This is a genomic window from Mangrovicoccus ximenensis (assembly GCF_003056725.1).
Lineage (GTDB): Bacteria > Pseudomonadota > Alphaproteobacteria > Rhodobacterales > Rhodobacteraceae > Mangrovicoccus > Mangrovicoccus ximenensis.
Window position 1 is genome coordinate 86,309 of sequence record NZ_QBKZ01000026.1, and the last position, 14,164, is coordinate 100,472.

Genomic DNA, 14,164 nt, shown 5'->3' on the forward strand with positions numbered 1-14,164 from the left:
GGGTCTCCTCACACGCCCTGGCGGCTGGCCAGGGACTCGATTTCCTCGGCGCGCTCGGTGGCGCGCGCGGTGCTGCCATAGGCATAGACGCCCCAGGCGATGGCCTCCTGGCGCAGGGCCGGGTCGGGGCGGCCCTGGGCGGCCAGCGCCGCTGCCTTGGCCAGTTCCAGATCCGACAGGAGCGCGGCATCCTCGTGGCGCCGTGCGGCCGGGGCGTAGCGGTCGCAGAGCCCGACGGCGATGTCCCACTGTCCCGAACTCAGCGCGAAGGCGGCGATCTGGAACCCGGCATGGGCGGCGTGGATCCGGGTTTCGGGGCGGCGGTCGAAAATCTCCTGCGCCGCGATGAAGGCCTGCAGCGCGGCCTCGCCGTCGCGCGGCATGGTGAGCCGTCCCAGCGTGAACAGGCTGAAGCCGGTGCGCACATCTGCCCAGGAGGCCGATTCCACCGTCGCCCGCTTGGCGGCGGCGCGGCGGTTCGCGGTGCTGCCGGCGCTGAGCGCGCGGGAAATGTCGCGCTGCCAGCTCGGCGAGGAGGGCGGGACGTTGCGGGCCGGGACCGACTGTCCGCGCGGGTTGAGCGCGGCGAGGATCCCCGGCAGCCGGGCCGCGACCTCGGCCTTGCCCATCCCGGATTTCAGCGAGGGATGGTAGGTGGCGCGCAGCATCAGCATGTCGAACCCGGTCAGGATCGGGTTCAGGTTGTCGTCGTTGAACACCGAGTCGCCGAGCCGGAACAGGTCGTTGAGCGGGCCCAGGCCCTGCGCGATCTCCTCGTGCAGGCAGTCGCGGATTTCCTGCTGGCTGGTGTCGACCGGCACGAAGGCCGAGACGGCCTTTCGTTCCTTCAGCCGGGTCCAGGAATAGTCCGGGCTGCGCGGCGCCTGGCGGAACCCGTCCCAGCTGACCCGGGTGGGCAGCACGAAGCAGGCCGCCTCGGGGACGGTGCGCTGCATGTCGCGGGTGGTGACGCCCTCGATCGTGACCGAGGCGGTGGCCGGGTCGGCGGTGCGGCGGATGTCGAGCCCGGCCTCGTCCGACAGGCGGCGGACCAGGCGGCGCAGCTCCTTTTCCAGCGCGGGGCTCCTGATGCCGGTGACGGCGATCGTGATCGGTCCCTCGAAGCGGGTGAAGGCCTGCAGGTCCTGGCCGCTTTCCAGCTGGAAGGACAGGTCGAGGAAATCCCGCGCCATCTCGGCATTGGCGCGCTGCGGCGGCTGCATGTCGGTGGCGCCGAAGCTCATCACCTTGGGCAGCGGCAGCGGCGTGCCGGATGCCTCGGGCGGGGCATGGGGCTTGGCGGCACAGCCTGCCAGCGCGGCCGCCAGCGCCAGGACCGCCAGCGCCCTCACGTCTTCGGCCCGCGGCTGTACTTGACGAAGGGCGTGAGCCTGCCGATCCGGTCATAGAGCTGCCGGGCGGTGGCGTTGAACTCCTGCGTCATCCAGTAGGTATCGGCGGCACCCGCCGCGTCGGCGGCGGCATAGACCGCCTCGATCAGCGCGCGGCCGACGCCCTGTCCGCGGACGCCGGGATCGGCATAGAGGTCCTGCAGGTAGCAGACCGGCGCGATGTGCCAGTTATGGGCGTGGTAGAGATAGTGGACGAGGCCCACCGCGCGGCCGTCCAGCTCGGCGACCAGCGCATGCTGCGGCGCGTCCCCGAGAAGCCGCGCGAAGGTCGTGTCGAAGACCTCGGGCGGCAGGGACGTGCCGTAGAATTCCAGATAGGCCGTCCAGAGCCGGTCCCAATCGGGCCGGTCCCCGGCGGCGAGGGCGCGAACGGTCAAGGTCATGGAATGTCGTGTCTCATTCTGCTCGTCCAATCCTTAGGGGAGGCCGGGCGCGAAAGAAACATCGTTTGCGGGCCGGACCGGTTTTCGCCGCGCAAGGTGGTCCGGCTGCACAGCCCGTGTTCAGCCGGAGAGCTGTCCCGATGTCAGCAGGACAGTCGAGGCCGACAGGGCCAGGACCGCCCAGCCCGCGGCGACCACGGCGCCGTCGCGCGACAGGATGCCGGTGGCGAAAATGGCGATCGGCAGGCCGACGAGCGGCGTGGCGACCGGAATCGCGCCGAGCACCAGCAGCGAGCCGCCCGCAAGGATCAGCACCAGCGCGATCAGCGACAGCGACAGCCGTCCCGAGGAAAGCGCCTGGCAGCGGATATGCAGGTGGCGGCGCAGCCAGTCAAACCCTCCGCCAAGCGCCGAATGAACGATCGGGCGGTGCCCAAGCGATTGCGGAGGCAGCCATCCGCCCGGGCATGCGCGCCGCAGCCGCGAAGAGCACGGAGACGCAGGGCCGGGCCCGTGCCTTCCGGATGCGCTATGCCCGCACCGGCAGCGCTTGCGGCGCGTCGGGGCCATCTTGCCGGATAGCGCTTCGCGACACCGGAAGGGCCGGCCAGCCTGAAGCTGCCGGACGCCGCTCCCGTCGGCAAGACGGGCGATCTTCCGCTCCCCGCCCGGGAGATGGGAGCGGTCCATCTTCGCCAGGCCGGACATCTCGCCAAGCTGGTCCTGCCCCCGGCAGATGATCCGGAATCGGCAACGGAGACGGACATGCCCCCGGGACCGCCGCTGTCGCTGCGGGAGCCGCGGCCGCGGCCTCGCGGGCTCCCGAAACCTTCGACAGCGGCCGCAATGTCGCGGCCCGGCCTTGTCCCCAGGCAGTGATCGGCCTTCGGCAAGACTCGGCTCGGCCGGCAAGATGCGCCGGACGGACATCCGCCGCCTGCCCGTCGTCGGCACCCCGTGCCGAAGGCGCGCGTGATCCGGTGGGCGGTCCGGAGAGGCGGCCGGCGGCGCGGTCATCGCCGCGGTGACATTGCGTGGCCGCGCCATCCGCCGGCGGCCCCGGATCGGCGGAATGCCGAGAAACCCGGTGACCGAGGCCAGCGCCGCCGCCGGGTCCGTCCGGATGTCGTCATGGGACAGCACGAGCAGCCGCTCCCGGCCGAACACCTCCAGTGCCCGCTCCAGCCGCGGCGCGTAGAGGCTGTGCGCATCGAAGCGGCGGGCCCGCACCAACCGCACCAGCCGTTGCGCGGAAAGGCCCGAAAGCTCATCGAGCCGGCCCTCGGTCTGCGCATCGAAGCGCAGATGCGACCAGAGCCGGTCATAGGGATTGCGCAGGATGCAGATCGCCCGGGTCTCGCGCGCCATGGACCGGATGCGCAGCAGGTCGCGGCGGTGCAGCATGCCGTAGGTATTCGAGAAATCGAGCGCCCAGACCTGCGGGCCGGCCTTGGGAAAGAGCGCGCGGTACCATTCCGGCGACGGCGTGCCGGTCTCGTAGAGGTCATACCAGGCGGCGCGTTCCCGCAGCCGCTCGGCCGCCCGGTCCTGCCGCCAGTCCGGCAGGCTGCCGAGAGGCCGGGACGCCTTCGAGCGGAACCGCCCGGCCCGCTCCTGCCGGAAGGCCGGATCGAGATAGCTCCCGGTCCAGCCGCGGAACGGCAGCAGCTTGCGCAGCTTCGCCGCCGACGTCATGCCGTCGGTCCAGCGCGCGGTCGCGTGGAAATAGTGCAGCTCCTTCGGCGGCGGCATGTCGATCTGCGGCGATTTCGCGAGGTTGTAGCTCAGCCAGGTGCTTGCCCCCTTCATCGCGCCGAGCCCGACCACCAGCTTGTCGAAATACGCGTCCTGCATCCTGCGCCTGCCACCTTCCCGCCCCGGGCCGCCGGACCGCCGCGGACCGGGGTCCGGACATGCCCGCTGGCCCGTTCCCATGCCAAGGACCGCGAGCGGGGTAAAGCCTTGGCAGGACACCGACCCGCCGCCGCTGTCAAAGTGCCGCGCCGGCCCGCGGGCTCAGCGCACGCGGCGACTGCGCCCTCGATCCGGGTGATCCCGGGCGTCTCCGCCAGCGCCGCCAGCAGCGCGGCACGCAGGTGGCGGTCCTCGACCATCTGGCCGAGCGGGCCTTCGCCGAGCTCGCGGCTGTCGAAATGCAGGGTCAGCGGGCTGGTGCCTTCGCCCGCGCGGCCGTCGCCGATTCGGATGTCCAGCATCGGCTGTGCATCGGGCGCCAGCCGGTCCCACAGCCCGAGCATTCCCAGCATCTTCACGCTCGCCGCGGCCAGCGCATAGCTGCGCCCGTCGAATTCCGGCACGGTCTGGTCGGCGTCTGACAGCGGATCGATCACCGCCACGCGCAGGCCTGCGCGGGCGAGGGCGAGGGCGAGGCTGGCGCCGTTGAGGCTGCCGCCGGCAATGAGGACATCCTGTTTCATGAGGCAGGAATGAAGCCGCCGGCCGGGATTGTCCATCCGCATCGGGGCGAATAGCTTGGCTGCGACACCATTGACGAGGACGTGACATGGACGAGTGGCGGAGCCTGACGGCAGCGGAACTGGGGCGCGGGATCGGTGCCGGAACCATCGACCCGGTGGAGCTGGCCAAGTGCTTCCTCGACGCGGCCGAAGCGCATGAGGCGGGCACCCGCATCTATGCCCGCTTCACCCGCGCCCGGGCGCTGGCCGAGGCGGGCGCCGCGCGGGACCGCGCGCGTGCCGGGTCAGGCGCAAGGCGCGCGACTGGTGCCAGAGCAGGGCGAAGAGAACGAGCGGCGCGACGAGCCCGCCGGGCCCGATCGTGCCGGGGGCATAGCGGAACGCCGCCACGCCGAGGCAGAGCCAGAGCAAGCCGAAGCTCGCGGCGAGCTTCTCGGCCGTTCCGGCGCGGGGCGGGGCTGAGTTCGGCAGCAGCGGATCCGTCTTGGTCACGGGGCCTTCCTGTGGCGGGCGGAGCCCGGTGGATGATCTCGCGGCACGGCGCATGGGCCGCCCCGCATGATCCGAGATCTATCCTGATGCCGGGGATCCGTCAAACGTCGGCATCCCGCGGCGGGCGCAGGGCGGCGGAGCTCCGCCGCCCGCGGATCAGACGTAGCGGATCGCGAGGATCTCGTAGGACTTGCCGCCGCCCGGGGTGTGGACCTCGACGCTGTCGCCGACATCCTTGCCGATCAGCGCGCGTGCCAGCGGCGATTTCATGTTCAGCTTGCCGCGCTCGATATCGGCCTCGGGTTCGCCGACGATCTGGTAGGTCTTCTCCTCGTCGGTGTCCTCGTCGACCAGCTCGATCGTTGCGCCGAACTTGATCGTGCCGGAGAGCTTCTTCGGGTCGATGATGTCGGAGCGCCCGAGGATCGCCTCGACTTCCTTGATGCGGCCCTCGATGAAGCTCTGCTTCTCGCGGGCGGAATGGTACTCGGCGTTCTCGGACAGATCCCCGTGTTCGCGCGCCTCGGCGATGGCCTTGATGATCGCGGGCCGTTCCACCGATTTCAGCAGCTTGAGCTCTTCGTCTAGCCGGGCGTAGCCGGCCGGGGTCATTGGTATCTTTTCCATAGGGGTCTCTACGGTCGAGTTTCGGGCGGCCCGGGGGCCGGAGCGCGTCTGCGCGGTATCGCGCGACTTTGACATCAGCAGCGGCCGGGGTGCAAGCGGGTCCTTTGCGACGGGCGGGCGCGGCGGGCGGTTTGGCCGCCGCAGCCATCGGCGGCGCATGGGAGGCGCAAAGGTACAGCCGGAGCGTCGCTATTCGCCCTTGCGGCAAAGCGGGGCGCAGGTCAGGGTGGCGCCCGGACGCAGCGGCGGGAATCCTGCGTCCGGGGATCGAAAGTTTCGCCTTGTCCTGCCTGTTGGCAAGGATTTTGCGCGTTCTTGACGTGCTGCGCTGCAGAGCGCTATGCACGGCATCCAAGATACGCGCGCGGGCGCGGAAACAACCGACCGAAGGACAGACAGGGGTCAAGGGTAGGCAGATGAGCGAAGTCACGCGCGAAAGCATGGAATATGATGTCGTCATCGTGGGGGCGGGCCCTGCGGGGCTTTCGGCCGCGATCCGGCTCAAGCAGCTCGACGCCGACCTGCAGGTCGTGGTGCTGGAGAAGGGCTCCGAAGTCGGCGCCGCGATGCCGAAGGGACCGAGACGGCCGACTGGCCCGACGGTCCGGGGCGGCTGCGGGTCGATTACGTGCTGCCCGGGGAGGGGCTCCGCGTGCTGGGTTCCGGCCTTGCCGGCACGGCGCCGGAGGGCCCCGGCAGCCGCCACAAGCTGGTCTGGGTCGATCTCGAACTCCCGCCGCCTTGACCCTTCCGGGGGCGCGCGCTACGGCCACGGCGACCGTATCGAGAGGAGACTTCCATGACCACGCCTTCCCTGTTGATCCTGCCCGGCGACGGCATCGGCCCCGAAGTGATGGCAGAGGTCCGCCGCGTCATCGACTGGTTCGGCGACAAGCGCGGCCTGCAATTCGACGTCTCCGAGGATCTGGTCGGCGGTGCCGCCTACGATGTCCACGGCACGCCGCTGCATGACGACACGATGGCCAAGGCCCAGGAAGTCGACGCCGTGCTGCTCGGCGCTGTCGGCGGCCCGAAATACGACGTGCTGGACTTCTCGGTGAAGCCCGAGCGCGGCCTGCTGCGCCTGCGCAAGGAAATGGACCTGTTCGCGAACCTGCGCCCGGCGCAGTGCTTCGACGCGCTGGCCGATTTCTCGTCGCTGAAGAAGGACGTGGTTGCCGGTCTCGACATCATGATCGTGCGCGAGCTGACCTCGGGCATCTATTTCGGCGAGCCGCGGGGCATCTTCACCGAAGGCAACGAGCGCGTCGGCATCAACACGCAGCGCTACACCGAGTCGGAGATCGACCGGGTCGCGCGCAATGCCTTCGAGCTGGCCATGAAGCGGAACAAGAAGCTCTGCTCCATGGAAAAGGCCAACGTGATGGAGTCGGGCATCCTGTGGCGCGAAGTCGTCACCAAGGTCGGCGAGGACTATCCGGAAGTCGAGCTGAGCCACATGTATGCCGATGCCGGCGCGATGCAGCTCTGCCGCTGGCCGAAGCAGTTCGACGTGATCGTCACCGACAACCTTTTCGGGGACCTGCTGTCGGATGCGGCCGCGATGCTGACCGGCTCGCTCGGCATGCTGCCCTCCGCGTCGCTCGGCGCGCCGATGGCGAACGGCCGTCCGAAGGCGATGTACGAGCCGGTGCACGGCTCCGCGCCGGACATCGCGGGCCAAGGCAAGGCCAACCCGATTGCCTGCATTTTGAGCTTTGCCATGGCGCTGCGCTACAGCTTCGATCTGGGCGACGAGGCGGCCCGGCTGGAAGCGGCGATCAACGCCGTGCTGGAAAAGGGCGTCCGCACCGCTGATCTGCTGGGCGAAGAGGGCGTTACGCCGGTCTCGACCTCCGGCATGGGCGACGCGATCCTGGCGGCGCTCGACGAAAGCCTCTGATCCGGCTGACGGAAAATTTGCAAACGACGGCTTTACTGCCCCCGGAACCGGTGACACGGTTCCGGGGGCGGAACTTTTTCTGCACCTGCAAAATTCTTCAAGAGTCCTGACGCGAAACCCCGAAAGAGGTGCCATGTCGATTGCCAAGTCCCCGACGATGCAGGGCGCGCTGTCCTCGCTCGCTGCCTTTGCCATCTTCTCGACGCATGATGTCGTCGTGAAATTTCTCGGGGCGGATTTCGCGCCCTTCCAGATCGTTTTCTTCTCGGTGCTGTTCGGCTTTCCGGTCGTGACCATCATGCTGATGCGCGACCGCACCGACGGAAACCTGATCCCGCGCTATCCGCTCTGGACCGGGCTCAGGACCGTGGCGCAGGTGACCACCTCGGTCTGCGTCTTCTACGCCTTCTCGGTGCTGCCGATGGCGCAGACCTATGCGATTCTCTTCGCCACGCCGCTGCTGATCACCCTGCTGGCGATTCCGATGCTGGGCGAGAAGGTCGGCCTGCAGCGCGGCGGCGCGGTGGTTGCCGGGCTTCTGGGCGTCATGGTGGTGCTGCAGCCCGGCTCGACCGAGCTGACGCTCGGTCATGCCGCGGCGCTGGTCGGCGCCTTCACGGGGTCCTTCGCCGCGGTGATCGTCCGCAAGGTCGGCCGCGACGAGCGCAACGCCGTGCTGATGCTCTATCCGATGGTGGCGAATTTCCTGGTGATGGGCGCGGCGCTGCCGTTCGTCTACGTGCCGGTCGAGGTCCAGCATATCGGCGGTTTCTTCGCGATGGCGGTGCTCGGCCTGGCGGCAACGCTGCTGCAGATCTTCGCCTACCGGACGGCCTCGGCGGTCATCGTCGCGCCGATGCAGTATTCGCAGATCATCTGGGCGGCGTTCTACGGCCTGCTGTTCTTCAGCGAGAGCCTGAACTGGAACACCGCGCTCGGTGCCGCGATCATCATCGCCAGCGGCATCTTCATCGTCCTGCGCGAGGATGCGAAGCCCGGATCCGGCACGCCGGTGCTGTCGACGCGCGGCCGCTACGTGCAGGGAACCCTGCCGCGGCTGGGCAGCATGGCCCGTCTGATGAAAAGATCTCGGGTTCCTGCGGAATAATTGAAATCGCCTCTTGCGCTCCCCGGCGCAGGACTGTAGATCGCCGCTACTCGGTCGGAGTGTAGCTCAGCCTGGTAGAGCACTGTCTTCGGGAGGCAGGGGTCGGAGGTTCGAATCCTCTCACTCCGACCAGTAAATCAAGCAAATCACTGCAGATTTACTGGTCGGTCCGCCGAGGCCGGCAGCAGACGCTGCCAGATTTTCCCACAAGATGAAACGCTGAACACGCCGGCTCTGACCAGGTGTCCATGCTTGTCCGTTGCGCTTGCGCGGCAGGACGGAAGCCCGCGGGCTTCCGCTGCGGTGCCGCGGCTCAGCCCCTTGCGCGGCTCGCCGTCACGTAGTTCACCGAGAGGTCGCGGTCCGAGATCGACCAGCTCCAGCCCAGCGGGTTGAAGACGAATCCCTTGCGGTCGACCGGATCGACCCCGGCCTTTTCCAGAAGCGCGAAGAGCTCGTCCGGGGTGATGAACTTCGCCCAGTCATGCGTGCCCTTGGGCAGCCAGCGCATGATCTGTTCGGCGCCGATGATCGCCATCAGGTAGCTTTTCGGGTTGCGGTTCAGCGTCGAGACGATGGTCAGCCCCTCGGGCTTCAGCAGGCTGGCGCAGACCGTCAGGAAATCCTGCGGATCGGCGACATGCTCGACCACTTCCATCGCCAGCACGACATCGAAGCGCTCGCCGCCCTCGGCGATCGCCTCTGCGGTGGTGTGGCGGTAGTCGATCTCCAGCCCGGACTGCTCGGCATGGAGCCTGGCGACCGGGATGTTGCGTTCGGCGGCGTCGGCGCCGACGACATGGGCCCCGAGCCGCGCCAGCGGTTCGCACAGCAGTCCGCCGCCGCAGCCGATATCGAGGATCCGCAGCCCCTCGAAGGCGCGCGGCGCGGTGCGGTCGCGGCCGAACTCCGCCGCGATCTGGCCGACGATGTAGTCCAGACGGCAGGGGTTCATCATGTGCAGCGGCTTGAACTTGCCATTCGGGTCCCACCACTCGGCGGCCATCGCCTCGAATTTCGCGATTTCCTGCGGATCGACGGTCGAAACAGTGTCGCTCATCCCGTGTGCCCCTTTTTCGTGTTTTCCATCTATGGCCGAGGCCGTTGACGGCCTATATAGTCGCTCCATGGAGCAAGTCTCAGGTCAAAAACGTACGGCACACCAGTTTCTGTATCCCCCGGTCGATGCCTATGACCAGCGGATGCTGGAGACCGGCGACGGCCACAAGATCTATGTCGAGCAATGCGGATCGCCCGACGGCATTCCCGTCGTCGTGGTCCATGGCGGGCCCGGCGGCGGCTGCAGCCCGGCGATGCGGCGCTATTTCGACCCCTCCGCCTACCGGATCATCCTGTTCGACCAGCGCGGCTGCGGCCGCTCGCGCCCGCATGCCTCGGTGGAGAACAACACCACCTGGCATCTGGTCGCCGACATGGAGCAGATCCGCGAGGAGCTGGGCATCGACCGCTGGATCGTCTTCGGCGGCAGCTGGGGCGCGACTCTGTCGCTGGTCTACGCCATCACCCATCCCGAGCGCGCCGCCTATCTGGCGCTGCGCGGCGTCTTCCTGATGACCCCGGGCGAGCTCGACTGGTTCTATGGCGGCGGTGCGGGGCAGTTCTGGCCCGATGTCTGGGACCGCTTCGTGCGCCTGATCCCCGAGGAAGAGCGCGGCGACCTGATCGCGGCCTATCACAAGCGGCTGTTCAGCGGCGACGCGATGGTCGAGATCCGCCATGCCCGGGCCTGGGCGGCCTGGGAAAACGCGCTGGCCTCGATCCAGAGCCAGGGTCTGCAGCATGACAGCCCGGCGGATTATGCCCGGGCCTTCTCGCGGCTGGAGAATCACTATTTCATCAATGGCGGATTCCTCGAGTCGCGGAACTGGATTCTCGAGAATGCCGACCGGATTGCCGACGTTCCCGGAGCGATCGTGCAGGGCCGCTACGACATGATCTGCCCGCCGCAATCCGCCTGGGCGCTGTCCCGGGCCTGGCCGCGCTCCGAACTGAAGCTGGTTCCGAATGCGGGCCATGCGCTGAGCGAACCGGGAATCAGCGCCGAGCTGGTGCGGATCACCAACCTGCTGCGCAAGCAGCGCGCCCTTCTCGACCTCTGATCCGGGCTTCTGCCGGGGCGGAACGCTTATTTCCGTCCCGCACAACCCAACATTTACGGTTTGCGTCCCATACAGGCTCCGAGTGATATTGCGGAGAGCTTCCAATGGATACGCCGTTCGGGTTGCGCATCAGCGGCCGGATCTATTCGATCGTCCTTGTCGTCCTGCTGGCTGTCGCGGCTCTGGCCGCCACCATGTATGCGCTGGCCGAGCGCAGCAAGATGCAGATGCAGACGGCGCATCTGCGCGACGTGGTGGATGCCGCGATGTTCAGCTTGGATGCAGTCCAGCACCGGGTCGAGGCCGGGGAGCTCTCGCCGGAGGCGGCCCGCGCCGAGGGGCGGCGGATTCTCGACGGCATGCGCTATGACGGCGACGGCTATTTCTTCGCGTTCGACGGCAACGGGGTGGTCACCGCCCATGGCAGCAATGCCGACATGGTGGGCACCGGCCAGATCGATTTCGAGGACCCGGCCGGGGTGAAGGTCTTCCGGGAATTCATCGACCTTGCGGCCAGGGGCGGCGGCGCGCTGCTCTACAGCTTCAACCGCTTCGGCGAGAATGGCGATGCGGAGATGGTGCCGAAGCTCGGCTATGTCCGGCCGTTCGAGCCCTGGGGCTGGATCGTCGGCACCGGCGCCTATCTCGAAGATATCCAGGCGCAGATGGCGGCACTGCGCAATTCCGCCATCGCAGTCGGGTTCGGGGGCATGGTCCTGCTTGTCCTTGCCATCGTCCTGATCGCGCGCAGCGTGACGGCGCCTGTGAAGCGTCTGAATGCCCGCATGTCCGCGCTCATGGCCGGTGATCTCGACGGGGAGATTCCCGGTACCGGCCGGGCGGACGAGCTGGGAGAAATGGCCCGCGCCGTCCGGTCTTTCCGCGAAGGTCTCGTCGAGAACGTCAGGCTGGCCGGAGAGGCGGAACAGCGCGCCAAGGCCGATGCCGCAGCGGAGGCGGCCCGGGTGGAGGAAGCTGCGCGGGCGGAGCAGGCGGCGCGCGACCGCGAGGCGGCCCGCCTCCCGCAGCAGCGCCTCCTTCGGCACGGCCCAGGGTCCGGGCGGCGCCTCCGCCTGCGGGTCCGGCTCCGTTCTCGCATGATCGTCCATGGCGTCCCCCTTCCGGTCCCGGGCCGCTGCAGCGGCCCGTCGCAGGAGCAAGGCTATCGCCGCGGCCACGGCTTGCCGCGGGGGCCAATTGCCTCGCCCTGCATTTCCGGAATGTTTTCGCCGTCGCGGACGTCCCGCGGCGGCGGCGCGTGCTTTTGCGGCAACGGATGCTTCAAAATCAAGCGCGTACCGCATATCTCTGGAGGGCGGGGGAGATTGTGCAGTGCCGGTTCGGATGCCGGGACTGCCGGGATTGCCGCCGCACGGCCGCAGGGAGAGCCGGAATGCAGCCCCTGCGGAGGAGGGCTTTCGCATTCCCGCGAGGAGGACATTCGACGTGAAGACGATTCTGGTAGGCACCGACCTTTCCCTGCGCTCCGCGCGTGCCCGGCGGCGCGCCGAACAGCTGGCCGCCGCGCATGGCGCCAGGCTGGTCGTTTGCACCGTCATCGACGCGGAGCTGCCCGAGCAGATGTCGGGCCCCATTCTCGAAGAAGCGCGCCGCGAACTGGAGCGCGAAACCGCGCCGGGCATCGAGACCGGCATCCGCGTCGAACTGGGCGAGCCGGTGGCCGGCCTGGCCGCCGTGATCGAGGAGGAGAACCCCGATCTGGTGGTGATGGGCGTGCACCGGCCCCGCCCGCTCTGGGACATGGTCTCGGGCACCACGGTGGAGCGCATCGTGCGCGCCACGGCGCGGCCGGTGCTTCTGGTCTCGGGACCGTCGGAGACCGGCTATGCGCGGGTTCTCTGCGGCGTGGACCTGTCGAAGGCCTGTGCGGCCGCGGCCCGCTGGGCGGCGGAGATCGCGCCCGAGGCAGAGCTCTCCTGCTTCCATGCGATTCACGTGCCCTTCGCGGGCCGGCTCGCGCCGCGCGGCGACAAGGCTGCGCTCCGGAAAGGCCTGCAACGCCGGGGCATGACGCCCGAGATCGTCGAGCCAGGGCGCGACCATCTCCACCCCCATGCCCGCGACCTTTTCCAGATCCCGGCGGAAGCTCGGCACCATCGCCGAAAGCAGCGCCGGATCGGCCGCGGCCCCGCCGCTGCGCGCCCGGCCCTCGACACGCTGCTCCACCAGGCGGCGCAGCCGCTGCGGATAGCCGAGTCCGAGGAAATCCAGCACCTCGCCGACCACGCCCGCCGGGTCCGACACGATCCGGTCGAAGCTGAGGATCAGCCGCTTCTCGGGGGCGAAGGCGCGCATCACCCCCTCTACCACCGGCGCATAGAGGCTCGATCCCATCAGGTGGTGCTGGCGGATGAAGGCCGCCGCCTGCATCGGCGTCATTTCCGGCAGCTTCCGGCCCCGCCGTCCCAGCCCGTCCTGCAGCCGCATGTGCGACCAGAGCCGGTCGAGCGGGTTGCGCAGCACCAGGATGGCGCGCGCATCCGGCGCGAAGCCGGCCATCGCCCCGAACCCCTCGGGCACGACCATGCCGTTGGTGGTGCTGAAATCCAGCGCCCATTGCTGCGGACCGACCCCGTCGAAGAGGCGCCGGTACCAGGCATCGCAGACCGGCCCCTGCAGGTAGCGCAGGTACCAGTGCATGTCCGCGGCCAGGCGGTCGAAGCGGGCCGTGCAGGGACCGTCGGGCGCCCAGTAGCCCTCGGCATCGGCGGGACCGGCGGCGAGGCTGGCCATCGGCACGCGCTCGGCGACGCCGCGCGGATCGGCGGGTTCGGCAATCGAGACGGTCCCCGCGAAATTGCGGAACTGCGCCTGCCGCGCCGCCTCGGTCAGCCGGTCGACGCTGCCGTATTGGCGCATGAAGTAATGGATTTCCTTGCGCGGGATGCGCGGGATCGCCGGATGCGCGATCAGCTGCGCATTCAGCCAGGTGGTCCCGCAGCGCGGCATCCCCGCACAGAACAACAGCTTTTCCATCGATCGCCTTTCCCGGACGCCATCAGCCGACAGACTAGCATGGCCTGCGGGCCGCGGAACAGCCGCCGCGCCGCGAAAAGCCCGTCCCGGAGCGCCCGGCATATCGGAGGGCGCCGCGGCAACGGCGTTCACGATGCTCCGGCAAACAAGTTGACGAAGCGGAGCCATCCGGGCTTCTGGACGGCACCGGGATGCAGCCATGGGAAAAGGAAATGAAGCCAAGATATTTGGGAGCCATCCTGCCGGCATTGGCCATCGCCGCCTGCGGCACCACCTACACCCTGCCCGCCACGGATGACAGCGTGCGCGCCGAAGCGACAAGGCTATTCGCCGAAGCCCAGTCGGAACCGGGCAGCCCCCGCCTCGGAGCAGCAGCAGCCGAGGCGCGCTTCAAGCGGGTCGCCGCCCGCGTCGCCCCCGTGGCCGAAGCCTTCTGCCGCCGGGAGCTCGCCGCGCGCGGCAAGGCAGACTGCAACGTCCGGCTGGGCATCGACCGCGGCATGGCACAGCGCAACGCCTATTTCACCTATGCCGGTCCGGGAAACAGCCAGCCGTCGATCTACTTCAGCCTGCCGCTCCTGCAGGATACCCGCAACGACGACGAGGCAGCCTTCGTGCTCGGCCATGAATACGGGCACCGGATCGGACGGCATATCGAGAAGAGCCAGCAGCAGGCAATGACCG

At 68.7% G+C, this 14,164-nt stretch carries 11 protein-coding genes, 1 tRNA gene and 4 pseudogenes; 8 read left to right on the plus strand and 8 right to left on the minus strand.

Features of this window, described 5'->3' with window-relative positions; all coding sequences use genetic code 11:
* Positions 1 to 8: 8 nt before the first annotated feature.
* The 6 genes from C7T91_RS30395 to greA form a co-directional block, all read right to left on the minus strand.
* The gene (locus tag C7T91_RS30395) at positions 9 to 1,352 is read right to left on the minus strand and encodes a DUF2927 domain-containing protein (protein WP_108263542.1); all 1,344 of its coding nucleotides are present in this window, start codon (positions 1,350 to 1,352) and stop codon (positions 9 to 11) included.
* Positions 1,349 to 1,795 (minus strand): GNAT family N-acetyltransferase, encoded by a 447-nt coding sequence (locus C7T91_RS30400; protein WP_108263543.1) that lies wholly within the window; start codon positions 1,793 to 1,795, stop codon positions 1,349 to 1,351. Before C7T91_RS30400 ends, C7T91_RS30395 begins: the two co-directional genes overlap by 4 nt.
* Positions 1,796 to 1,915: 120 nt before the next feature.
* Entirely contained in the window at positions 1,916 to 3,649 is a 1,734-nt protein-coding gene (locus C7T91_RS30405; RefSeq protein ID WP_161556176.1) for an exopolysaccharide biosynthesis protein, read from the minus strand.
* A complete protein-coding gene (locus C7T91_RS30410) occupies positions 3,601 to 4,233 on the minus strand; it encodes an FAD-dependent monooxygenase (protein ID WP_108263567.1) in 633 nt (210 codons plus the stop codon). The genes C7T91_RS30405 and C7T91_RS30410 overlap by 49 nt, the downstream gene beginning before the upstream one ends.
* Positions 4,234 to 4,458: 225 nt before the next feature.
* Positions 4,459 to 4,725, minus strand: a complete 267-nt coding sequence (locus C7T91_RS30420; RefSeq protein WP_108263545.1) for a hypothetical protein — start codon at positions 4,723 to 4,725, stop codon at positions 4,459 to 4,461.
* Positions 4,726 to 4,881: 156 nt separating this feature from the next.
* On the minus strand, positions 4,882 to 5,352 hold the full coding sequence (gene greA / locus C7T91_RS30425; protein WP_108263546.1) for a transcription elongation factor GreA: 471 nt from the start codon (positions 5,350 to 5,352) through the stop codon (positions 4,882 to 4,884).
* 416 nt (positions 5,353 to 5,768) lie between these two features.
* Here greA and C7T91_RS30430 point away from each other — a divergent pair.
* The 4 genes and pseudogenes from C7T91_RS30430 to C7T91_RS30445 all read left to right on the plus strand — a co-directional run.
* Positions 5,769 to 5,930, plus strand: a pseudogene (locus tag C7T91_RS30430) (FAD-dependent oxidoreductase); the annotation flags it as partial.
* Positions 5,931 to 6,151: 221 nt separating this feature from the next.
* Positions 6,152 to 7,255 (plus strand): 3-isopropylmalate dehydrogenase, encoded by a 1,104-nt coding sequence (leuB, locus tag C7T91_RS30435; RefSeq protein WP_108263547.1) that lies wholly within the window; start codon positions 6,152 to 6,154, stop codon positions 7,253 to 7,255.
* A 133-nt stretch (positions 7,256 to 7,388) separates the two neighbouring features.
* Complete coding sequence (locus C7T91_RS30440; protein ID WP_108263548.1) at positions 7,389 to 8,363, plus strand: DMT family transporter; 975 nt, start codon at positions 7,389 to 7,391, stop codon at positions 8,361 to 8,363.
* Positions 8,364 to 8,418: 55 nt separating this feature from the next.
* Positions 8,419 to 8,495 (plus strand) — tRNA-Pro (locus C7T91_RS30445).
* A 181-nt stretch (positions 8,496 to 8,676) separates the two neighbouring features.
* On the opposite strand, the gene ubiG is transcribed toward C7T91_RS30445, so the two are convergent.
* A complete protein-coding gene (ubiG, locus tag C7T91_RS30450) occupies positions 8,677 to 9,423 on the minus strand; it encodes a bifunctional 2-polyprenyl-6-hydroxyphenol methylase/3-demethylubiquinol 3-O-methyltransferase UbiG (RefSeq protein WP_108263549.1) in 747 nt (248 codons plus the stop codon).
* 67 nt (positions 9,424 to 9,490) lie between these two features.
* Here ubiG and pip point away from each other — a divergent pair, with 67 nt between their 5' ends.
* From pip to C7T91_RS40255, 3 genes and pseudogenes are all read left to right on the plus strand, one after another.
* A complete protein-coding gene (gene pip, locus C7T91_RS30455) occupies positions 9,491 to 10,483 on the plus strand; it encodes a prolyl aminopeptidase (RefSeq protein ID WP_108263550.1) in 993 nt (330 codons plus the stop codon).
* Positions 10,484 to 10,749: 266 nt separating this feature from the next.
* Positions 10,750 to 11,319 (plus strand): annotated as a pseudogene (locus C7T91_RS40250) (cache domain-containing protein); the annotation flags it as partial.
* A 508-nt stretch (positions 11,320 to 11,827) separates the two neighbouring features.
* A pseudogene (locus tag C7T91_RS40255) lies at positions 11,828 to 12,247 on the plus strand (universal stress protein); the annotation flags it as partial.
* A 426-nt stretch (positions 12,248 to 12,673) separates the two neighbouring features.
* On the opposite strand, the pseudogene C7T91_RS40260 reads toward C7T91_RS40255, so the two are convergent.
* Positions 12,674 to 13,729 (minus strand): annotated as a pseudogene (locus tag C7T91_RS40260) (sulfotransferase); the annotation flags it as partial.
* On the opposite strand from C7T91_RS40260, the gene C7T91_RS30475 reads away from it, so the two are divergent.
* Positions 13,693 to 14,164, plus strand: a 472-nt coding sequence (locus tag C7T91_RS30475; RefSeq protein ID WP_161556178.1) for a M48 family metalloprotease, incomplete at its 3' end; no start/stop codon positions are given. The pseudogene C7T91_RS40260 and the gene C7T91_RS30475 sit on opposite strands and share 37 nt — an antisense overlap.

Bases quoted from the DNA above. Each gene is read 5' to 3' on its own strand.
- C7T91_RS30400 (WP_108263543.1), bottom strand. From the start codon at position 1,795: ATGACCTTGACCGTTCGCGCCCTCGCCGCCGGGGACCGGCCCGATTGG.
- C7T91_RS30405 (WP_161556176.1), bottom strand. From the start codon at position 3,649: ATGCAGGACGCGTATTTCGACAAGCTGGTGGTCGGGCTCGGCGCGATG.
- C7T91_RS30410 (WP_108263567.1), bottom strand. From the start codon at position 4,233: ATGAAACAGGATGTCCTCATTGCCGGCGGCAGCCTCAACGGCGCCAGC.
- greA (WP_108263546.1), bottom strand. From the start codon at position 5,352: ATGGAAAAGATACCAATGACCCCGGCCGGCTACGCCCGGCTAGACGAA.
- leuB (WP_108263547.1), top strand. From the start codon at position 6,152: ATGACCACGCCTTCCCTGTTGATCCTGCCCGGCGACGGCATCGGCCCC.
- C7T91_RS30440 (WP_108263548.1), top strand. From the start codon at position 7,389: ATGTCGATTGCCAAGTCCCCGACGATGCAGGGCGCGCTGTCCTCGCTC.
- ubiG (WP_108263549.1), bottom strand. From the start codon at position 9,423: ATGAGCGACACTGTTTCGACCGTCGATCCGCAGGAAATCGCGAAATTC.
- pip (WP_108263550.1), top strand. From the start codon at position 9,491: ATGGAGCAAGTCTCAGGTCAAAAACGTACGGCACACCAGTTTCTGTAT.